This is a genomic window from Burkholderia sp. LFS061, from assembly GCF_047978125.1.
Lineage (GTDB): Bacteria > Pseudomonadota > Gammaproteobacteria > Burkholderiales > Burkholderiaceae > Burkholderia > Burkholderia pyrrocinia_C.
The window spans coordinates 73,217-92,417 of record NZ_JBFPFS010000027.1 but is presented as its reverse complement, the minus strand read 5'-3'; the positions used below and the strand labels follow the sequence as shown (position 1 = coordinate 92,417).

19 protein-coding genes are annotated in these 19,201 nt (G+C 68.2%); 10 read left to right on the top strand and 9 right to left on the bottom strand.

Annotated features, from left to right (window positions below):
• Positions 1 to 241: 241 nt before the first annotated feature.
• The 3 genes from ACNQQL_RS22800 (at position 242) to ACNQQL_RS22790 (ending at position 2,098) form a co-directional block, all read left to right on the top strand.
• Entirely contained in the window at positions 242 to 493 is a 252-nt protein-coding gene (locus tag ACNQQL_RS22800; RefSeq protein ID WP_347065853.1) for a pentapeptide MXKDX repeat protein, read from the top strand.
• Positions 494 to 647: 154 nt separating this feature from the next.
• Positions 648 to 1,280 (top strand): cytochrome b/b6 domain-containing protein, encoded by a 633-nt coding sequence (locus ACNQQL_RS22795; RefSeq protein WP_347065851.1) that lies wholly within the window; start codon positions 648 to 650, stop codon positions 1,278 to 1,280.
• A 29-nt stretch (positions 1,281 to 1,309) separates the two neighbouring features.
• Positions 1,310 to 2,098, top strand: a complete 789-nt coding sequence (locus ACNQQL_RS22790) for a molybdopterin-dependent oxidoreductase (protein WP_347065849.1) — start codon at positions 1,310 to 1,312, stop codon at positions 2,096 to 2,098.
• 72 nt (positions 2,099 to 2,170) lie between these two features.
• On the opposite strand, the gene ACNQQL_RS22785 is transcribed toward ACNQQL_RS22790, so the two are convergent.
• Both ACNQQL_RS22785 and ACNQQL_RS22780 read right to left on the bottom strand, forming a co-directional pair.
• Positions 2,171 to 2,452, bottom strand: coding sequence for a helix-turn-helix domain-containing protein (locus ACNQQL_RS22785; protein WP_048251311.1), 282 nt, complete (start codon positions 2,450 to 2,452; stop codon positions 2,171 to 2,173).
• A complete protein-coding gene (locus ACNQQL_RS22780) occupies positions 2,449 to 2,802 on the bottom strand; it encodes a type II toxin-antitoxin system RelE/ParE family toxin (protein ID WP_347065847.1) in 354 nt (117 codons plus the stop codon). Before ACNQQL_RS22780 ends, ACNQQL_RS22785 begins: the two co-directional genes overlap by 4 nt.
• 508 nt (positions 2,803 to 3,310) lie before the next feature.
• Here ACNQQL_RS22780 and ACNQQL_RS22775 point away from each other — a divergent pair.
• A complete protein-coding gene (locus ACNQQL_RS22775; RefSeq protein ID WP_072436413.1) occupies positions 3,311 to 4,483 on the top strand; it encodes an EamA family transporter in 1,173 nt (390 codons plus the stop codon).
• A gap of 21 nt (positions 4,484 to 4,504) precedes the next feature.
• On the opposite strand, the gene ACNQQL_RS22770 is transcribed toward ACNQQL_RS22775, so the two are convergent.
• The 7 genes from ACNQQL_RS22770 to ACNQQL_RS22740 form a co-directional block, all read right to left on the bottom strand.
• On the bottom strand, positions 4,505 to 5,704 hold the full coding sequence (locus tag ACNQQL_RS22770) for an MFS transporter (protein WP_347065844.1): 1,200 nt from the start codon (positions 5,702 to 5,704) through the stop codon (positions 4,505 to 4,507).
• Between the two features lie 184 nt (positions 5,705 to 5,888).
• Entirely contained in the window at positions 5,889 to 6,713 is an 825-nt protein-coding gene (locus ACNQQL_RS22765; protein WP_347065842.1) for a phosphodiesterase, read from the bottom strand.
• An 86-nt stretch (positions 6,714 to 6,799) separates the two neighbouring features.
• A complete protein-coding gene (locus tag ACNQQL_RS22760) occupies positions 6,800 to 7,831 on the bottom strand; it encodes an ABC transporter ATP-binding protein (RefSeq protein WP_204426079.1) in 1,032 nt (343 codons plus the stop codon).
• Between the two features lie 29 nt (positions 7,832 to 7,860).
• Complete coding sequence (locus ACNQQL_RS22755; RefSeq protein ID WP_347065840.1) at positions 7,861 to 8,763, bottom strand: ABC transporter permease; 903 nt, start codon at positions 8,761 to 8,763, stop codon at positions 7,861 to 7,863.
• A 10-nt stretch (positions 8,764 to 8,773) separates the two neighbouring features.
• The gene (locus ACNQQL_RS22750) at positions 8,774 to 9,598 is read right to left on the bottom strand and encodes an ABC transporter permease (RefSeq protein WP_072435915.1); all 825 of its coding nucleotides are present in this window, start codon (positions 9,596 to 9,598) and stop codon (positions 8,774 to 8,776) included.
• A 17-nt stretch (positions 9,599 to 9,615) separates the two neighbouring features.
• Entirely contained in the window at positions 9,616 to 10,644 is a 1,029-nt protein-coding gene (locus ACNQQL_RS22745; RefSeq protein ID WP_347065838.1) for an ABC transporter substrate-binding protein, read from the bottom strand.
• 73 nt (positions 10,645 to 10,717) lie between these two features.
• Positions 10,718 to 11,743, bottom strand: a complete 1,026-nt coding sequence (locus tag ACNQQL_RS22740; RefSeq protein ID WP_347065836.1) for a substrate-binding domain-containing protein — start codon at positions 11,741 to 11,743, stop codon at positions 10,718 to 10,720.
• Positions 11,744 to 12,756: 1,013 nt separating this feature from the next.
• Between ACNQQL_RS22740 and ACNQQL_RS22735 the strand changes: the two genes are divergently transcribed.
• The 6 genes from ACNQQL_RS22735 to ACNQQL_RS22710 all read left to right on the top strand — a co-directional run bounded on the left by ACNQQL_RS22735 (position 12,757) and on the right by ACNQQL_RS22710 (position 18,801).
• The gene (locus ACNQQL_RS22735; RefSeq protein WP_072435912.1) at positions 12,757 to 13,989 is read left to right on the top strand and encodes a 3-methyl-2-oxobutanoate dehydrogenase (2-methylpropanoyl-transferring) subunit alpha; all 1,233 of its coding nucleotides are present in this window, start codon (positions 12,757 to 12,759) and stop codon (positions 13,987 to 13,989) included.
• Complete coding sequence (locus tag ACNQQL_RS22730; RefSeq protein ID WP_371286988.1) at positions 13,986 to 15,032, top strand: alpha-ketoacid dehydrogenase subunit beta; 1,047 nt, start codon at positions 13,986 to 13,988, stop codon at positions 15,030 to 15,032. Before ACNQQL_RS22735 ends, ACNQQL_RS22730 begins: the two co-directional genes overlap by 4 nt.
• Position 15,033: 1 nt before the next feature.
• Positions 15,034 to 16,383: a dihydrolipoamide acetyltransferase family protein gene (locus ACNQQL_RS22725; protein ID WP_347065834.1), complete on the top strand. Its 1,350-nt coding sequence runs from the start codon at positions 15,034 to 15,036 to the stop codon at positions 16,381 to 16,383.
• 5 nt (positions 16,384 to 16,388) lie between these two features.
• On the top strand, positions 16,389 to 17,780 hold the full coding sequence (lpdA, locus tag ACNQQL_RS22720) for a dihydrolipoyl dehydrogenase (RefSeq protein ID WP_347065832.1): 1,392 nt from the start codon (positions 16,389 to 16,391) through the stop codon (positions 17,778 to 17,780).
• Positions 17,781 to 17,806: 26 nt separating this feature from the next.
• Positions 17,807 to 17,989: a hypothetical protein gene (locus ACNQQL_RS22715; RefSeq protein WP_347065830.1), complete on the top strand. Its 183-nt coding sequence runs from the start codon at positions 17,807 to 17,809 to the stop codon at positions 17,987 to 17,989.
• Positions 17,990 to 18,171: 182 nt separating this feature from the next.
• Complete coding sequence (locus tag ACNQQL_RS22710; protein ID WP_072435908.1) at positions 18,172 to 18,801, top strand: NAD(P)H-binding protein; 630 nt, start codon at positions 18,172 to 18,174, stop codon at positions 18,799 to 18,801.
• Positions 18,802 to 19,201: the final 400 nt, after the last annotated feature.

The window sequence follows — 19,201 nt, the reverse complement described above, 5'->3', positions numbered from 1 at the left end:
GTTTCAACCGGGCGTACAGTGATTATCCCGGTGCGGTCGCGCTATGACGGGCTGCATGGCAGGCGGGTGCGCCGCAACACGCTCGGTTGGAGTCCGGTCCGGCAGCCCGGTCGGCGGCGGATGAGCGGTGCAGCATGGCGGGCTGTCCGGCCGGCACAAAAAATATTTTCAGATCGGCTGTCATTTCCCGTGACGTCGTCCGTCTATTCGGCTCCTCAAACCCATGTTTCGGAGAGATGTCATGAAAAAAGTACTGATCGCAGCCTGCGTCGCCGGTTTCGCCATGGTCGCAACGGGTGCGTATGCGCAGAACGACGCGATGTCGAAGGAAGGTTCGTCGATGTCGAAGGACGCGATGGGCCACGACGCGATGGCGAAGGACGGCGCGATGAAGAAGGGCGCCATGAAGAAGCACGCGATGAAGAAGGACGCGATGTCGCACGACTCGATGGGCAAGCCGAAGTCGGACGACAAGATGGCCCCGTCGAACTGACGGAAACGGACGGAGCGCGGCCGACGCGCGTGTCGCCGCTGCGTGCCGGGACGGCACGCGGGACACGCGCCACGCCGCGCGTCAGCGCATGCGTTGCGTGGCCGGTCTCCGGCCCCGTCTCGCGCTCCGTCGCCTCATTCCGGGAGTTTTCATCATGCAAACTGTTCCCGCCACCGCGCGCGCGGCCGCCATGCCGCCCGCACGTCCGATCCATCCGCTGTGGGTGCGCGCGAGCCACTGGCTCAACGCGCTCGCGGCCGTGCTGATGGCGCTGTCCGGCTGGCGCATCTACGACGCGTCGCCGATCTATCCGCCGTTCACGTTTCCTCACGGCATCACGATCGGCGGCTGGCTCGGCGGTGCGCTGCAATGGCATTTCGCGGCGATGTGGCTGCTCGTCGGCAACGGGCTGTTCTACCTCGCGATGTCGCTTGCGACCGGGCGCCTTGTGCGCAAGATGCTGCCCGTCACGCCGGCGTCCGTGTGGCGCGACGTACGCGCCGCGCTCGGCGGGCGGCTGTCGCACGCCGACCTGAGCGTCTACAACTCGGTGCAGCGCGCGGCGTACCTGACCGCGATCGTCGATCTCGTCGTGCTGGTGCTGTCGGGGCTCGCGATCTGGAAATCCGTGCAGTTTCCGCTGCTGCGCGAGCTGTTCGGCGGTTACGACAACGCGCGCGTCGTGCATTTCTGGGCGATGTCGCTGCTCGTCGCATTTTTTGTCGTACACGTCGCGATGGCGCTGCTGGTGCCGCGCTCGTTGCTCGCGATGCTGCGCGGCCGCTGACCCGCGAGCCGCGGGCGAAGGAAATCATCATGTCGGAATCCGAAAACAGGCGCGGCCAGCCGCGCTGGACCCTCGACCGGAAGTCGCTCGAACTCGACGTGCGCCGCGAGCTCGAGATGCCGTCGCGGCGGCTCTTCAACCGGCGCGTGCTGACGCTCGGCGGGCTGACGATGCTGACCGGCTGCACGCTGCAGGACGATGCATCGGTCAACACGTTCCTCGAGAAAGTGTCGCGCATGAACGATCGCGTGCAGGCCTGGCTGTTCAGCGGCGAACGGCTCGCGCCGACCTACACCGAAGCCGACATCACGCGGCCGTTCCCGTTCAACGCGTACTACGGGATCGACGACGTGCCGCACGTCGATGCGTCGACGTATCGACTCGTGCTGTCCGGCCGCGTGACGGGCAAGCGCGTGTGGACGCTCGACGAGCTGTATGCACTGCCGCACGCGGAGCAGATCACGCGGCATATCTGCGTGGAAGGGTGGAGCGCGATCGGCCGCTGGGGCGGCACGCCGTTCGGCGCGTTCCTTGCGCGCGCCGGCGCCGACACGCGCGCGAAATACGTCGGCTTCAAGTGCGCGGACGATTACTACGAGAGCATCGACATGCCGACCGCGCTGCATCCGCAGACGCTGCTCGCGTTCGACTACGACGGCCGCCGGCTGCCGCCGGAATTCGGTTTTCCGATGAAGCTGCGGATGCCGACCAAGCTCGGCTACAAGAACCCGAAGCACATCATGGAAATCTTCGTGACCGATACGTTTCCGGGCGGCTACTGGGTCGATCAGGGATACAACTGGTTCGGCGGATCGTGAGCGGCGCATGGCCGGCCATCGCCGTGCATGCGCGTGCCGCGCTGTATCGCGCATCATGCGCCATGCGTCGCGTCATGCGGATTCGCGCACCTGGAGATCGACGCGCAGGCCGACTGCCGCGGCCATGTTTACGAGCGCATCGAGCCCGAACAGGTTGATCTTGCCGCGCAGCAGGTCGGAGACGCGCGGCTGCGTGACGCCCAGCCGTTGCGCAGCCTGGGCCTGACTGAGTTCGAGCTGCGCGATGCGCTGCTTGAGCGCGATCATCAGTTCGGAGCGCAGCTTCATGTTCTCGGCCTCGGCCGGCTGCCCCTCGATTGCGTCCCAGACGTTCGTGTAACGTTCATTGGTCATCGTTTCGACTCCATCATCAGCGTGCGATAACGCCGGGCGGCCAGGTCGATATCGGTTTTGTTCGTGCGTGCCGATTGCTTCCGGAAACAGTGCAGCACGTAGACGGCATCGGCGAAGGTCGCGACATAGACGATCCGGAACGCGCCGCTCGCATCGCGCAGGCGAATTTCCCGCACGCCGACGCCGACGGTGCGCATCGGCTTCCAGTCGTCGGGCGCGAGGCCGCGCTGCACCTGGTCGATCTGGTGGCCGGCATCACGCCGCGCAGGCAGCGGAAAGCCGCGAAGATCGTCGAGCGCGCTGCCGACGAACACGACCGGCTTCGGCGGAAGAATGGTCGAATTATACAAAATTTTATATGGATGGTGCGGGTTTCGAACGGAGGCTGCGGACGGCACGAGGAGGGTATGCCGACCGTCACGATAAGCGTGAATCGAAGGCCGGCGCGCATGATTGGCTGTTCGGCCGATGTCTGGTTCGACCGTTACGGATTGCTATGAATTGCGTGTGGAACCGGCGCCGACGCCGGCAATGTGCGCGCATCGCACATCCGGCCCCGGATTTCACCGGCCCGCCGGCCGGGAAATGTCGCGCCGAAACGTCAGTCCTTATCCTTTCAGACAGGTCTGACGATGCTTTCGAATCCTTGATGCCATAATCCCGAGCGTGCGCAGCCGAAACGGTTGCGCGCGTTTTTTTCCCCTTTGCCGCCGCTTGCCGGTTCTCTTTCGTCGCCGTTCGCACTGCCATGTCGTTCCGCATGTTTGCTCTGCCTTCCCGGTCCCGCCAGGACCGTTTGCCGGCATTGCCGGCGTCTTTCAGCGGAGCACGCGGTGCGATGTGCGGGCGGGTTGCACGATGACCCCGCTCGACCGTCTCCTCGATTTCTTCTCCCGCCTTTCGTTCCGGGTCCGCCTGCCGCAAAGCCGCGGCGGCCGCGTCGCGCTGGCGCTCGTGTTCATCTATTTCGTCTGGGGTTCGACCTACAGCGGCCTGCATTTCGCGCTGCAGTCGTTTCCGCCGCTGCTGCTGTCGGGATTGCGCAACCTGCTCGGCGGGATCGGCCTGTTCATCTTCGCGCTGCGGCGCAAGCCCGAATGGCCGACGCTGCTGGAGATCCGCAACTCGGCGATCGTCGGCACGATGCTCGTCGCGCTGTCGTCGGGCACGATCGCGCTCGGGATGCGCACGGTCAGCAGCGGCTCGGCCGCGGTGATGGTGGCCACGGTGCCGCTGTTCGCGACCGTGATCGCGGCGGTGGCCGGGCGGCCGGTGACGAAGGGCGAGTGGGCGGCCGTCGCGCTCGGGATGGTCGGCATCGTCGTGCTGAATTCGGGCGGCGCAGCGGCCGCGAACTCGGCGCTCGGCACGATCTGCGTGCTGGCCGGCGCGCTGTTCTGGGCGGGCGGCGCGCATCTCGCGACGCGGCTCAAGCTGCCGTCCGACCTGTTTTTGTCCACGTCGCTGCAGATCGGCCTCGGCGGGCTGATGTCGACGCTCGTCGCCTGGCTGCTCGGCGAACGCGTCGAGCAGCTGGCCGTCGGGCCGGTGTTCGCGTTTCTGTACCTGATGGTGTTCTGCACGATGGCCGCGTATGTCGCGTACGGCTACCTGATCCGCCATACGAGCCCGATCATCGCGAGCAGCTGCATGTACGTGAACCCGATCGTTGCGGTCGCGCTCGGTGCGCTGCTGCTTGGCGAACCGGTGACGATGGCGACCGTGGTCGCGACGGTCGCGATCCTCGGCAGCGTCGGGCTGTCGTTCGTGTTCGATCCGGCGCGCCGGCCCGCGGCACGCGCGGCGGCTGTCGGGTCGCCGGTCGTGGCGGCCGCGTCGACCGCGGACGTTGCGTCCGCACCCGATCAGATCGCGCTGCCGGAAGCGGCGCCCATCCTGGCGCCTTCCGCCGTCCCGCTGGCGGTACCGACGCCGGCAGCCGTGATGGATCCGGCGGTGGTCATGGATCCGGCGCAGGCGTTCGCACCGCCGCCCGCGGGCGAACCGGCCGCGCCGCGCGCCGACGCGTGATGCCGGCGCCGCCGGTCGCGCTCAGGCGCGCCGGCCGCCGCGATGGTGGGACCAGCCCGCGAGCGCGGTGAACAGCAGCCCGGCTGCACACATGCCGGTCCAGCCGAACGCGTGCCATGCGGCGACGCCGGCCGACGAGCCGAGCGCGCCGCCGATGAAATAGCACACCATGAACACCGTGTTGACGCGGCTGCGCGCCTCGGGCTTCAGCGCATAGATGCGCGACTGGTTCGAGATCTGCGCGGCCTGCACGCCGACATCCAGCACGATCACGCCGATCACGAGCCCGACGAGGCTCGAGCCCGACAGCGCGAAGATCACGAACGACAGCGCGAGCAGCGCGATCGCGAGCGAGATGATCGTGCGCGGGCCGCGCGTGTCCGCGAAGCGGCCCGCGTAGGGCGCAGCAAGCGCGCCTGCCGCGCCGACGATCCCGAACAGGCCGGCTGCCTGCGGGCCGAGATGGAACGGCGCGCCGGCGAGCAATAGCGTGAGCACGGGCCAGAACGCGCTGAACGCCGCGAACAGCGCGGCGCCCGTCAGCGACGCCTCGCGCAGCCCGCGCAGTTCGACCGCCAGATGCCACATCGAGCCGAGCAGCTTGCCGTACGGCAGCGTCGACGTCGGCGAGCTGCGCGGCAGCCGCAGCACGATCACGGCGGCCAGCGCGACGAGCGCCGCGACCGACGCGGCGAACACCGCGCGCCAGCCGAAATATTCGGCGACGAAGCCGGCGGCCGTGCGCGCGAGCAGGATGCCGAGCAGCAGGCCGCTCATCACGGTGCCGACCGCGTGCCCGCGTTCGGCGGGCGGCGCGATCTCGGCCGCGAACGGCACGGCCTGTTGCGCGATGGTCGCGAGCACGCCGATCGCGAGGCTCGCGACGGCGAGCACGGCCAGCGACGGCGCGGCGGCCGCCACGATCAGCGCGATCGACAGGCCGGCGATCTGCATCAGGATCAGCCCGCGGCGATCGAAACGGTCGCCGAGCGGCGCGAGCAGGAACATCCCGGCCGCATAGCCGAGCTGGGTCGCGGTCGGCACCGCGCCGATCCACGACGCGCCGTCGGGAAAGGCCGAGCGGAAGCTGTCGAGCAGCGGCTGGTTGTAGTAGATGTTCGCGACGGACACGCCCGCGATCGTCGCGAGCAGCAACAGCAGGCTGCGCGAGTAGTGGGGCGAGGCGGCGTCGGTCGGACGGTCGGTGGAGGCGGTGGACATGGCTGCGCGGGCGAAGTTGGGCGGCGCGGCGCGCGGCGCACGCGTCGGGTGCGCAGGCGGGCCGGGCGCCGGCCGAGGCTGCCGATCATACCGGAGCACCGTGAATCCTGCCGGGCGCGGCGAACCGGCACGACCGATACAAGTGGCATGACCGGCCGCTCGTCATCGCACGTTCTTCACGCGTTCAGTCGACCAGCTCCCCCGTCGGCTCATAGAACGGGTAAGGCCCGGCGCCTTCGTCCACATACACGTGGTGCGACGTCATCCCCGTATCCGGCGCATGACGATGCACCGCGAACGCCGGCGGTTCGAGCCGGAACGCGGACGGCGCATCGGCCCGCAGGTCGAACGCGACCTGGTGCGCGGGCGCCGGCACGGCCGACGCGAGCGTGCCGCCGAAACGCGTGAACATCGTACGGTGCACGTGGCCGCACAGCACGCGCTCGACGTTCGGATAACCGCGCAGCAGCGCGTCGAGTTTCGCGGCGGCGGCGGGCGCGAGGCGCAGCGCGTCCATATGGCCGATCCCCGATACGAACGGCGGGTGATGCAGCGCGACGATCACCGGGCGATCGCGCGCGGCGTCGAGCTGCGCGGCGAGCCATGCGAGCCGTGCCTCGCACAGGTCGCCGTGGCTCGCGCCGGGCACCTGCGAATCGAGCGCGAGCACGCGCACCGCGCCGACGTCGAGCGCGTACTGCACGAATTCGCCGTCCTGCAGTTCGGCGCGATCGGCGAACGCGCGACGCAGCCCGGCGCGGTCGTCGTGATTGCCGATCATCAGGTAGTACGGAATCTCGAGCGGCGCGAGCAGGTCGCGCAGGTTGGCGTATTCGTCGTCGTGGCCGAAATCGGTCAGGTCGCCGGTGACGAGCACGGCGTCGGGGCGCGGCACGAGCGCGTTCAGCCTCGCGATGCAGCGCGCGAGCGCGGCCGCCGTGTCGACGCGCCGGTACGCGAGCTGGCCTGGCCGCTTGATGTGGAGATCGCTGATTTGAGCTAGCAGCATCGTCGGTTCTCGGAATCGTCTGGTTATTGTGGGTGCGGCGTCATGCGCCGCGGTGGGGCGTGCATGCGTGGTGCATTCGAAGCGCATTACGCGCCGAGCGCGATCAGTCCTTCCGGTGCAATCGTAATGCCGACCGCCGTGCCGTGCGCGAGCGCGATGCGGCCCGGCACGTCGATCACGAGCGCGTCGGGCGCCGCGTGCTCGATCGTGAGCCGTGTGCGCTCGCCGAGAAACGCGCACGCACCGACCGTGCCGCGCAACGGCGCATGCGCGGGATCGGCGAGCTGCGCATCCTCGGGGCGGAAGAACCACTCGTCGGACGCATGCGGCGTGACGATCGCGCCGCCCGTCGTCACGAGCGCGCCATCGCGCCATTGTCCGCCAAGCCGGTTCAGCGTACCGATGAACTGCGCGACCGTGCGGTTGGCCGGCCGGTAGTAGATGTCGCGCGGCGTGCCGATCTGTTCGATGCGACCCGCGCCCATCACGACGATGCGGTCGCCGAGCTCCATCGCTTCGGCCTGGTCGTGCGTCACGTAGACCGTCGTCACGCCGAGCTCGCGCAGCAGCGCATTCATCTCGCGACGCAGCACGTCGCGCAGTTTCGCGTCGAGTGCCGTCAGCGGTTCGTCGAGCAGCAGCACGCGCGGCCGCACCGCGAGCGCGCGCGCCAGCGCGACGCGCTGGCGCTGGCCGCCCGACAGTTGATCGATCGGCTTGTCCGCGTGCGCGTCGAGCCGCATCATCGCGAGCAGTTCGTCGACGCGCTCGCGCAGCGCGCGCGGTTCGGTCTTGCGAATCTTGAGCCCGTAGCCGACGTTGCCGCGTACCGTCAGGTTCGGAAACAGCGCGTAGTTCTGGAACACCATGCCGACCTGCCGGCGCTCGATCGGCAGTGCGGTCACGTCGTCGTTGCCGAACGCGATCGTGCCGCCGGCGTCCGGCGTGTCGAGGCCCGCGATCAGGCGCAGCGTCGTCGTCTTGCCGCAGCCGGACGGCCCGAGCAGCACGAGCGTTTCGCCCGCGCCGATCGACAGGTCGAGCGGTTCGAGCACGCGCGTGCCGCGGAACGTCTTCGCGCAGCCGGTCAGGGTGATGGGAGTGGAATCGAGTTTCATGTCAGCGAAAAGGTCGGCGGGTCAGCGGGTCAGCGCGGGCGGCGCTTGAGTGCACGCGTGCCGGACGGATCGACGCCGAGCCATTGCATCGCGACGAGGAGCGGCAGCGTCATCAGCAGGAACAGGATCGTGTATGCGCTGCCGACTTCGAGGCGCAGCGACGCATAGGTATCGGCGAGCCCGACGGGCAGCGTCTTGGTGTCGGGCGTATGCAGCATCCACGTGAGGTTGAATTCGCCGATCGACAGCGTGAGCACCGCGAGCGCGCCCGCGACGATGCCGGGGCGCAGGTTCGGCAGCACGATCGTGACGAAGCGCGTGACGAACGACGCACCGAGGCTGGCCGCGCCTTCCTCGAGCGTGCGCAGGTCGGCGCCTGCCGCGACGGCCGCGACCGCGCGCACCATGAACGGCAGCGTGAACACGACGTGGCCGACGACGATGAACCACAGGCTCATCCGGAACGCGGTGAAGCCGCCGTACACGACCAGCAGCGCGAGCGCCGACGCGAGGCCCGGCAGCGCGACCGGCAGCACGAGCGCCTCCTCGATTGCGCGCGCGACGCGGCTCTTGCTGCGCGCGAGCGCATAGCCGGCCGGCACGCCGACCGCGAGCACGATCGCGAGCGTCGCGAACGCGACGTATAGAGACAGCGCGACCGAGCCGTGATACTGCTGCCACACCTGTTCGAGCCAGCGCAGCGTGAGGCCGCTCGACAGTCCGCGGAAATAGTTGACGGTCAGCCCTGCGAGCACCGACATCACGACGGGCACGATCAGGAACGCGCACAGCAGCAGCGTGACACCCCATTGCAGCGCGGCGATGGCACGCACGCCCGTGACGCGCGGCGCGCGCCGCGCAACACCGTTCGCCTGCGCGGAAGCGGAAGCGGGCGCCGGCGACGGCGCGGAAGAGCCGGAAAGCGATTGCATGCAGAAATCCTCAGGCCGCGGCGGCGGCGGTATGGCCGGTGAAGCGGCGCGCGAGCGCGAGCACGGCCCAGGTGACGATGCCGAGCACGATCGACAGGCCGGCCGCCGTCGCGATGTTCGCGTTCAGCGTGAACTCGGTATAGATCGTCATCGGCAGCACGTTCAGGTCGGTGGCCAGCGTGAACGCGGTACCGAATGCGCCCATCGCGGTCGCGAAGCAGATCGCGCCGGCCGCGATCAGGCCCGGCGCGAGCGCGGGCAGCACGATGTCGACGAAGATGCGCCACGGCGACGCGCCGAGCGAGCGGGCGGCTTCCTCGAGCGACGCGTCGAGCTTCGACGCGGCCGCGATCACGGTGACGATCACGCGCGGAATCGAGAAGTACAGGTAGCCGACGAACAGGCCCGCGACCGAATACGCGAACACCCACTTGTCGCCCGTGAGCTTCGCGGACAGCATGCCGATCAGACCCTGGCGCCCGGCGAGCATGATCACCATGAAGCCGACGACGACGCCCGGGAACGCGAGCGGGAACGTGAGCAGCGCGAGCAGCACGCGCTTGCCGGCGAATTCGCGGCGCGCGAGCAGCAGGCCGGAGATCGTCGACAGCGCGAGCGTCGCGAGCGTGACGCCCGCGGACAGCGCGACGGTCTCGCCGAGGCTCTTCATGTAGCGTGCATTGCCGAGCAGCGCCGCGTACTGAGAGAAAAACGCGCCGTCGGCGGACACCTGCACGAGCGCCGCCATCGGCAGCAGCCAGAACGCGGCGAACATCGCGAGTGCCGGCGCGACGAGCGCGACGCGCCAGCGCAGCGGGAAAGTCAGATCGAGCATCGGTTGCGTCCTGCTGCTTACTGCATCACCTGCAGGTACTGCTGGCCGAACGCCTGCTGACCGGCCGCCATCTTCCCGAAGTCGACCGGCTTCGCACGTGCGTACTCGCTCGCCGGCAGGAACTTCGCGGCGACATCGGCGCCGAGCGCCTGCGCGCGCACCGGGCGCAGGTAGGCGTTGGCCCACAGCTTCTGGCCCTCGTCCGACAGCACGAAGTCGAGCACCTTCCTGCCGTTCGCATCGTGCGGCGCGCCCTTCACGAGGCTCATCACATACGGCACCGCGATCGTGCCTTCCTTCGGAATCACGAACTCGACGTTTGCGTTGTCCTTGTATTTCGCGCGATACGCGTCGAAGTCATAGTCGAGCAGGATCGGAATCTCGCCGGACAGCACGCGCGCATACGCGGTCTGCTTCGGCACGATCGGCGCGTTCGCCTTCAGCTTGCGGAACCAGTCGAGCGCCGGCTTGAAGTTGTCGACGCTGCCGCCGAGCGCCTGGTTGACGGCCACCGCACCCGCGTAGCCGACGAATGCGCTGGACGGATCGAGATAACCGACCATGCCCTTGTATTCGGGCTTCAGCAGATCGGCCCACGAGCGCGGCACCGGCTTGCCGTCGAGCGCGTCCTTGTTCACGAAGAAGCCGAGCGTGCCTGAGTGGATCGCGAACCAGTAGCCTTGCGGATCCTTCAGGTTCGCGGGAATGTCGTTCCAGTGCGCGGGCTTGTACGGGGCGATCACGCCCTTGTCCTTCGCCTGGAATGCCGACGACACGCCGAGGTAGACGACGTCGGCGACCGGGCTCTTCTGTTCGGCGATCAGCTGCGCGATCGACTGGCCCGAGTTCTTGTTGTCGAACGGCACGCGAATGCCGGTCTTCTGCTTGATCGCCGCGATCTGCGCGGCCCAGTCGGCCCATTCGGGCGGGCAGTTGTAGCAGATCGCCGTTTCGTCGGCATGGGCGGCGGGTGCGCCGGCGAAAAGCGCGGCGTAGGCGAGCGGCGCGGCGAGTGCGCGCAGCAGCGAGGTCAGGCGAAAGGACACGGTGGGTCTCCGGGCGAGTGTGTGGCGCTGGGGTGATGTGGTGGTCGGCGTGCGTGGTGGCACGCCGGTGCGTTCAGGCCTTGCGCAATTGCAGGTCGGTGGCGGGCGGTGCGACCGTCGCGCCGTCGCGTACCGCGTGCGGCAGGATCAGCGACTTGCGTTCGATCGTCGCGCCGCCGATGCATTCGACGAGACGCCGCCACGCGTGGCGGCCGATGTCGCGGTTCGGTGTCGCGACGCTCGCGAGCGGCGGCGCGAGCAGTTCGCCGATCGCGATTCCGTCGAAGCCGAGCACCGACAGGTCGTCCGGGATCGAGAAGCCCGCGCGGCGCAGGCCGCGCATCACGACCATCGCGAGCAGGTCGTTGCTGCAGAAGAGGGCGGTCGGACGCGTGGCGCGCGAGGTCAAATGCGCGAGCACCGCGTCGGGCAGCTCGGGCGCGTTGAAGTCGACTTCGACCGGCGGCAGCGTGGCGACGCCGCTTTCCTCGAGTGCCTGCGCATAGCCGAGATGGCGCTGGCGCGCGCGATCCGACGCGGCGAGCGAACCGGCCAGCATCAGCACGCGGCGGTGACCGCGCGCGGTCAGCAGCCGCACGCCGTCATAGGCGGCGCTGCGGTTGTCGACCGATACCGACGGGCGGCGCTGCGTGTCGTTGTGCATCAGCACGTAATGCGGGCCGTCGCGGTCGAGCATGTCGAGCAGCGGGTGCGTGTCCGCGTCGGCGACGGTGAGGATCAGCCCTTCGACGCGCTGCTCGCGCAGCGTCTCGATCGCGTGACGCTCGCGTGCCGCGTCGTACTCGGTCGTCATCAGGATCAGCTTGAAGCCGGCCGCCGTCGCGAGCTCGTCGATACCTTGCAGGCAGTCGGCGAACACGGGGTTCGACAGCGTCGGCACGACGACGCCGACGAGCCGCGTGCGTTCACCGCGTAGTTGCCGGCCGAGCGGGCTCGGGCGGAACTGCAGCGTGTCGATCGCGGTGCGGATCGTCTGCAGCGTGGCGGGGCTGACGGTATGCGGTGCGTTGATCGCGCGCGAGACAGTGGCGATCGAGAAGCCCGCGAGGGCAGCGACGTCCTTGATGGTCGAGGTCATGAAGTAGCGCGATGTAAACGTTTTCGGCAGGGGGATTATCGAAAACGTTTGTGACTTCGCGATGACGTACGCGACGCTTGTTTCGCAACAGGCACGATACAAACGTCAGACAGTTTGCGACCGTCGGACAAGGCGGACTCGATTGTATCGACGGATGTTGCGGCGCGGGACGAAATCGCGGGCAGTGTCGTATCGGCGCTGATTACACTGGATGAATGCGTGCGATGCGATGGTGCGTCGAGCGGCGATGGCGCGCGCACGTACGACGCGTCCCAATGCATGTCGTCCGAATAAGGGAACGTATGCGCAAGCAATGGTAGAATCGCGTCCGCCCTCTTGCCGGGGTGATGAAATTGGTAAACATAGCGGACTTAAACGATTGAGTGCCCGGCCGGAAACGGTCGGTGCAGAACCCTTCAAATTCGGCGAAACCCCTGATGCGCGCATCGAGGCAACGCCGAGCCAAGCCTCGCGGCTCCCGCGAGGAAGGTGTAGAGACTAGACGGGGGGCGCCTAAGGCGCACGGGCAGCGGTCACGCCCGCGCGCGACGGCGAAGGCATAGTCCAGCGCACGAACGGCATCGCGCTCGCGACACCGGCTTCGAAAGAAGCAGTGTGACGAAAATCCGCCGCCTTAACAGGCTTGCCGGTTCAAGTCCGGTCCCCGGCACCACGATCGCTTCCACGCGATTCCATGAAGGCCCGAAAACCCGCGAGAGATCGAACGCTCGCGGGTTTTTTGTTTTTGCGGCATCGCGTCGGATGCGATGACCATGCAACCGACACAAGCGCGCGCGACCGTCAGCCGCGACAGGCATACCATCCCGCCATCCCGCGCCTATCATGGCAAATATGCTCACCGCGATCGAGCGGGTTGGTCATCGACGGCCGGCGCGGCATTGCATAGATTTCCAAGGCTGGCGTGCTTATCCGCGCGCCAGCCCGCGCGCAGGCCGGCAACCGGCCGCGCGCGCCTATCAGCGTGAGACACAATCGAGCGTGGAGACGACACGATGAGCCTGTCAGAGCCATTGCGTCTGCATGTGCCGGAGCCTACCGGGCGCCCGGGCTGCAAGACGGACTTTTCCTATCTGCATCTATCGCCGGCCGGCGCGGTCCGCCGCCCGCCGATCGACGTTGCCCCGGCGGATACCGCCAATCTCGCCCGCAGCCTCGTGCGCGTGCTCGACGACCACGGCAACGCCCTCGGCCCGTGGGCGCCGGACCTCGACGATGCGCGCCTGATCGCCGGGCTGCGCGCGATGCTCAAGACCCGCATTTTCGACGCGCGCATGATGATCGCGCAGCGCCAGAAGAAAATCTCGTTCTACATGCTGAGCCTCGGCGAAGAGGCGATCGGCACCGCGCACGCGATGGCGCTGCGCGACGGCGACATGTGCTTCCCGACCTACCGGCAGCAGAGCATCCTGATCGCGCGCGACGTGCCGCTCGAGCGGATGATCTGCCAGCTCATGTCGAACGAAGGCGACCCGCTGAAAGGGCGCCAGCTCCCCGTGATGTACTCGGATCGCGACGCGGGCTTTTTCTCGATTTCCGGCAATCTCGCGACGCAGTTCATCCAGGCGGTCGGCTGGGGGATGGCGTCGGCGATCAAGGGCGACACGAAGATCGCGTCCGCGTGGATCGGCGACGGCGCGACGGCCGAAGCTGACTTCCACACCGCGCTCACGTTCGCGCACGTGTACCGCGCGCCGGTCGTGCTGAACGTCGTCAACAACCAGTGGGCGATCTCGACGTTCCAGGCGATCGCGGGCGGCGAAGGCACGACGTTCGCGGGGCGCGGCGTCGGCTGCGGGATCGCGTCGCTGCGCGTCGACGGCAACGACTTCCTCGCTATCTACGCGGCGTCGAGCTGGGCGGCCGAACGCGCACGCCGCAATCTCGGCCCGACGCTGATCGAGTGGGTGACCTACCGCGCCGGTGCGCATTCGACGTCGGACGATCCGACCAAGTACCGGCCGAGCGACGACTGGTCCCATTTCCCGCTCGGCGATCCGATCGCCCGCTTCAAGCGCCACCTGATCGTCAAGGGCATCTGGTCGGACAGCGCGCAGGACGCGCTGACGGCCGAGCTCGAGGCCGAGGTGATCGCCGCGCAGAAGGAAGCGGAGAAATACGGGTCGCTGGCCGACGACCGGATTCCGTCGCCGGCCTCGATGTTCGACGACGTGTACAAGGAGCTGCCCGCGCATCTGCGCCGTCAGCGCCAGGAACTGGGAGCATGACCATGGCGCAACTCGAGACAGGCACGGCGACGCAGCCGATGACGATGATCCAGGCGCTGCGCTCCGCGATGGACGTGATGCTCGGGCGCGACGGCGACGTGGTCGTGTTCGGGCAGGACGTCGGTTATTTCGGCGGCGTGTTCCGCTGTACCGAAGGACTACAGAACAAATACGGCAAGTCGCGCGTGTTCGATGCGCCGATCTCGGAAGGCGGGATCGTCGGCGTGGCGGTGGGGATGGGCGCATACGGGCTGCGCCCGGTGTGCGAGATCCAGTTCGCCGACTATTTCTACCCGGCATCCGACCAGATCGTGTCGGAAGGCGCGCGGCTGCGCTATCGCTCGGCCGGCCAGTTCACCGCGCCGATGACGATCCGGATGCCGTGCGGCGGCGGCATCTACGGCGGCCAGACGCACAGCCAGAGCCCGGAGGCGATGTTCACGCAGGTGTGCGGGCTGCGCACGGTGATGCCGTCGAATCCGTACGACGCGAAAGGGCTGCTGATCGCGTCGATCGAGAACGACGATCCGGTGATCTTCCTCGAGCCGAAACGGCTGTACAACGGGCCGTTCGACGGCCATCACGAGCGGCCCGTCACGTCGTGGCTCAAGCATCCGGCGAGCGCGGTGCCCGAGGGCTACTACACGGTGCCGCTCGATACGGCCGCCGTGGTGCGGCCCGGCAACGACGTGACGGTGCTGACGTACGGCACGACGGTGCACGTGTCGCTCGCGGCGGCCGAGGAGACGGGCATCGACGCGGAGGTGATCGACCTGCGCACGCTGTGGCCGCTCGACCTCGACACGGTCGTCGCGTCGGTGCGCAAGACCGGGCGCTGCGTCGTGGTGCACGAGGCGACGCGCACCTGCGGTTATGGCGCGGAACTGGTGTCGCTGGTTCAGGAACATTGCTTCTACCACCTCGAGGCGCCGGTCGAGCGCACGACGGGCTGGGACACGCCGTATCCGCATGCGCAGGAATGGGCGTACTTTCCGGGCCCGGCCCGGGTCGGCGAAGCGTTGCGACGCGTGATGGAGGCGTGAAATGGGGATTCATGTCATCAAGATGCCGGACATCGGCGAAGGGATCGCCGAGGTCGAGCTGGTGGCCTGGCATGTGGAAGTCGGACAGACGATCAACGAAGACCAGCCGCTCGCCGACGTGATGACCGACAAGGCGGCGGTCGAGATTCCGTCGCCGGTGTCGGGCAAGGTGCTGGAACTTGGCGGCCGGATCGGCGAGATGATGGCGGTCGGCAGCGAGCTGATTCGCCTCGAGGTCGAAGGCGACGGCAATCTGAAGCAGGGTGCGCCGGTGCGGGATGCGAAGGCGAAGGCGGAAGCGGCGCCGGTGCAAACGACAGCGGCGGCAAGGTCGGTGCCGGTGGCCGACGTGCCGGCGGCAGCGCCTGCGGCCGCTGCGACGCCGGATCGTGCGGCGAACCGCGCCCCCGCGGAGCCCCGTCGTGCGGAACGTGCCGAACCTGCGGCGCAGCCGCGCGCGGCGCTCGCGCCGGGCGAACGGCCGCTCGCGTCGCCGGCCGTGCGTCAGCGCGCATGGGACATGGGCATCGAGTTGCGCTATGTGCGCGGCACGGGTGAAGCCGGGCGGATCCTGCACGCGGACCTCGATGCGTATGCGAAGACGAGCGGCGGTGCGGCGCGTGCGTCGCAAGCGCACGGCTACGAAGAACGCAACGACGAAACCGACGTGCCGGTGATCGGCCTGCGGCGTGCGATCGCGCGCAAGATGCAGGAAGCGAAGCGCCGCATTCCGCACTTCAGCTACGTCGAGGAAATCGACGTCACCGAGCTCGAATCGTTGCGCGCGGACCTGAACCGCCGCTACGGCGACACGCGCGGCCGGCTCACGCCGCTGCCGCTGCTGATCCGCGCGATGGTGATCGCGCTGCGCGACTTCCCGCAGATCAACGCGCGCTTCGACGACGAAGCGGGCGTCGTCACACGCTACGGCGCGGTGCACATGGGCGTCGCGACGCAGACGGACGGCGGCCTCACGGTGCCCGTGCTGCGTCATGCGGAAGCGCGTGACGTGTGGTCGATCTCCGCCGAAATCGCGCGGCTCGCCGATGCGGTGCGCGCGAACCGCGCGCAGCGCGACGAGTTGAGCGGCTCGACGATCACGATCTCGAGCCTCGGCGCGCTCGGCGGCATCGTGTCGACGCCGGTGATCAATCATCCCGAAGTCGGCATCGTCGGCGTGAACCGGATCGTCGAGCGGCCGATGATCCGCGACGGCGCGGTCGTCGCGCGCAAGATGATGAACCTGTCGTCGTCGTTCGACCATCGCGTCGTCGACGGCGCGGACGCGGCCGAATTCATCCAGGCCGTGCGCGGGGTGCTCGAACGCCCGGCACTGCTGTTCGTGGAGTGAGGCCGATGAAAAACGAACACACCACGCTGCTCGTGATCGGCGGCGGCCCGGGCGGCTACGTCGCCGCGATCCGCGCCGGCCAGCTCGGCATTCCGACCGTGCTGGTCGAGCGCGACCGGCTCGGCGGCACGTGCCTGAACATCGGCTGCATTCCGTCGAAGGCGCTGATCCACGTGGCCGACGCATTCGAACAGGCCTGCGGCCAGGCCGGCGAAGCGGCGCTCGGGATCCGCGTGCGCACGCCCGAGATCGACATCGCGCAAAGCGTCGCGTGGAAGGACGGCATCGTCGACCGGCTGACGCGCGGCGTCGGCGCGCTGCTCAAGAAGAACGGCGTGCGCGTGCTGCACGGCGACGCGCGCGTGATCGACGGCAAGACGGTCGACGTCATCGCCGGCGGCCACACGGCGCGGATCGGTTGCGAACACCTGTTGCTCGCGACCGGTTCCGAACCGGTCGAACTGCCGTCGATGCCGTTCGGCGGGCATGTCGTGTCGTCCACCGAGGCGCTGTCGCCCGCGACGTTGCCGAAGCGGCTGGTCGTCGTCGGGGCCGGGTATATCGGGCTCGAACTCGGGATCGTCTATCGCAAGCTCGGGGTCGACGTGAGCGTCGTCGAAGCGGCGGAGCGCGTGTTGCCTGCGTACGATGCCGAGCTCGCGAGGCCGGTTGCCGATTCGCTCGCGCGGCTCGGCGTCGGGCTGTGGCTCGGCCACAAGGTGCTCGGGCTCGCGGAGCACGGCGCGGTGCGCGTGCAGGCGGCCGACGGCGCCGAACGGACGCTGCCGGCCGATCGTGTGCTGGTCGCGGTCGGCCGCCGGCCGCGCGTCGACGGCTTCGGGCTCGAAGCGCTGCCGCTCGATCGCAATGGCCGGGCGCTGTGGATCGACGACGAATGCCGGACGTCGATGCGCAACGTGTGGGCGATCGGCGACGTCGCCGGCGAGCCGATGCTCGCGCATCGCGCGATGGCGCAGGGTGAGGTGGTCGCCGAACTGATCGCCGGCCGGCGCCGCAAGTTCATGCCGGCATCGATCCCGGCCGTGTGCTTCACGGATCCCGAGATCGTGACGGCCGGCTGCTCGCCGGACGACGCCCGCGCGGCCGGCGTCGATTGTCTGAGCGCGTCGTTTCCGTTCGCGGCGAACGGGCGCGCGATGACGCTGCAGGCAACCGAAGGTTTCGTTCGCGTCGTCGCGCGGCGCGACAACCACCTGATCGTCGGCTGGCAGGCCGTCGGGCGCGGCGTGTCGGAGCTGGCCGCGGCGTTCTCGCAGTCGCTGGAGATGGGCGCGCGGCTGGAAGACATCGGCGGCACGATTCACGCGCATCCGACGCTGGGCGAAGCGCTGCAGGAGGCGGCATTGCGTGCGCTGGGGCACGCGTTGCATGTTTGACGCGTCGTTCTGAAACGGAGGCGCCGGTGCGCTATGCGCGCATCGGCGGCTTTCAGGTTGTCGTGCCGTTTGCTGCGAGCTGTGCCGGTTCCTGCGTCGAAGCAAATCCGAATCGATCGCGCACGGCTTTGGCGACGCAAAAAGCCCGCGAATGGGTTTTATATCGTTCGTCGCACAAATATCGAATAACCATGATCTTAATGATCTGAGATGCGATGGCCCGGAGCCGGCGGCGTGACGCGGCCGGTTCGAGATATGGAATGAGTGCGGCCTGTAATTTTTAGAGATGCGGGACGGTTGCCGGCGCCACGTCGGCCGACCATCATGTCGATAGTCGGAAACCGGGCCGCTTCCGGCCCGCCAACGCAGGCTCCACACGGAAGAACCGGACATGAAACTGCTGCTCGTCGGCGCGACCGGGCTCGTCGGGCGCCACGTCCTCGAAGTCGCGCTTGCCGATGCACGGGTCGATCACGTGGTCGTCCTCGCGCGCCGGCCGTTGTCGCCGCATCCGAAGATGCGCGCGCTGGAGGTCGACTTCGATCGTCTGCCCGACGCGGCCGACTGGTGGCAGGCCGATGCGGTGATCTGCACGCTCGGCACCACGATGCGCGCTGCCGGTTCGCAGGCCGCATTCCGGCGCGTCGATCACGACTATCCGCTCGCGGTCGCGCGGCTCGCGCACCGGCACGGCACGCCGGCCTACGTGCTGAACTCGGCACTTGGCGCGGACCCGGCGTCGCGCATCTTCTACAACCGCGTCAAGGGCGAGGTCGAACACGCGCTGGCCGGCGTCGGGTTCGCGTCGCTCACTTATGTGCGGCCGGGCCTGATCGGCGGCAGCCGCGACGAATTCAGGCTCGGCGAGCGGCTGCTGGTGTTCGCGTTGAACGTCGCCCGGCCCGTATTGCCGACAAAGTGGCGCGTGAATCCCGCGTCGCGGATTGCGCGCGCGCTGGTCGACGCCGCGATCGATGCGCGGCCGGGTGTGCAGGTCGTCGCATCGGATCGGCTCGTCTGAAACGGAGCACCCGCCGAACTGTTCGGCGAGCGCTGCGGTGAATGCATACCCGTCATCTCGGCCGGCATTCGACCGGCAAGCTCGATGACGCCGGCGATGACATTCCGGCGCTCCAGATCGGGTCGGGCGCGCGCGAGCCGAACGCGTGATGCGCACATCGGCCGACCCCCGACACATCGCGCGTTCTCAAAACTGATTCGTCATGCAAACAGGCCTCGTGCACAAGCGCGAGGCCTTTCATTTTTCAAACTTCGAGCTTACGAAAAACCAGTCGGACACGTCCCGATCGTTAGAACAATTTCGAAAATCGACGGTTATCGGGTAATCACCGATATCTCGCAAGTTGTATATACAAGATCATCCGCTGGCAATGTCGGCACACGTCGTGCCGCTTGCGCGC

Excerpts from the sequence above, each read along its gene's own strand:
- ACNQQL_RS22800 (WP_347065853.1), top strand. The coding sequence starts at position 242 with ATGAAAAAAGTACTGATCGCAGCCTGCGTCGCCGGTTTCGCCATGGTC.
- ACNQQL_RS22795 (WP_347065851.1), top strand. The coding sequence starts at position 648 with ATGCAAACTGTTCCCGCCACCGCGCGCGCGGCCGCCATGCCGCCCGCA.
- ACNQQL_RS22790 (WP_347065849.1), top strand. The coding sequence starts at position 1,310 with ATGTCGGAATCCGAAAACAGGCGCGGCCAGCCGCGCTGGACCCTCGAC.
- ACNQQL_RS22785 (WP_048251311.1), bottom strand. The coding sequence starts at position 2,452 with ATGACCAATGAACGTTACACGAACGTCTGGGACGCAATCGAGGGGCAG.
- ACNQQL_RS22775 (WP_072436413.1), top strand. The coding sequence starts at position 3,311 with ATGACCCCGCTCGACCGTCTCCTCGATTTCTTCTCCCGCCTTTCGTTC.
- ACNQQL_RS22770 (WP_347065844.1), bottom strand. The coding sequence starts at position 5,704 with ATGTCCACCGCCTCCACCGACCGTCCGACCGACGCCGCCTCGCCCCAC.
- ACNQQL_RS22765 (WP_347065842.1), bottom strand. The coding sequence starts at position 6,713 with ATGCTGCTAGCTCAAATCAGCGATCTCCACATCAAGCGGCCAGGCCAG.
- ACNQQL_RS22760 (WP_204426079.1), bottom strand. The coding sequence starts at position 7,831 with ATGAAACTCGATTCCACTCCCATCACCCTGACCGGCTGCGCGAAGACG.
- ACNQQL_RS22755 (WP_347065840.1), bottom strand. The coding sequence starts at position 8,763 with ATGCAATCGCTTTCCGGCTCTTCCGCGCCGTCGCCGGCGCCCGCTTCC.
- ACNQQL_RS22750 (WP_072435915.1), bottom strand. The coding sequence starts at position 9,598 with ATGCTCGATCTGACTTTCCCGCTGCGCTGGCGCGTCGCGCTCGTCGCG.
- ACNQQL_RS22740 (WP_347065836.1), bottom strand. The coding sequence starts at position 11,743 with ATGACCTCGACCATCAAGGACGTCGCTGCCCTCGCGGGCTTCTCGATC.
- ACNQQL_RS22735 (WP_072435912.1), top strand. The coding sequence starts at position 12,757 with ATGAGCCTGTCAGAGCCATTGCGTCTGCATGTGCCGGAGCCTACCGGG.
- ACNQQL_RS22730 (WP_371286988.1), top strand. The coding sequence starts at position 13,986 with ATGACCATGGCGCAACTCGAGACAGGCACGGCGACGCAGCCGATGACG.
- ACNQQL_RS22725 (WP_347065834.1), top strand. The coding sequence starts at position 15,034 with ATGGGGATTCATGTCATCAAGATGCCGGACATCGGCGAAGGGATCGCC.
- lpdA (WP_347065832.1), top strand. The coding sequence starts at position 16,389 with ATGAAAAACGAACACACCACGCTGCTCGTGATCGGCGGCGGCCCGGGC.
- ACNQQL_RS22710 (WP_072435908.1), top strand. The coding sequence starts at position 18,172 with ATGAAACTGCTGCTCGTCGGCGCGACCGGGCTCGTCGGGCGCCACGTC.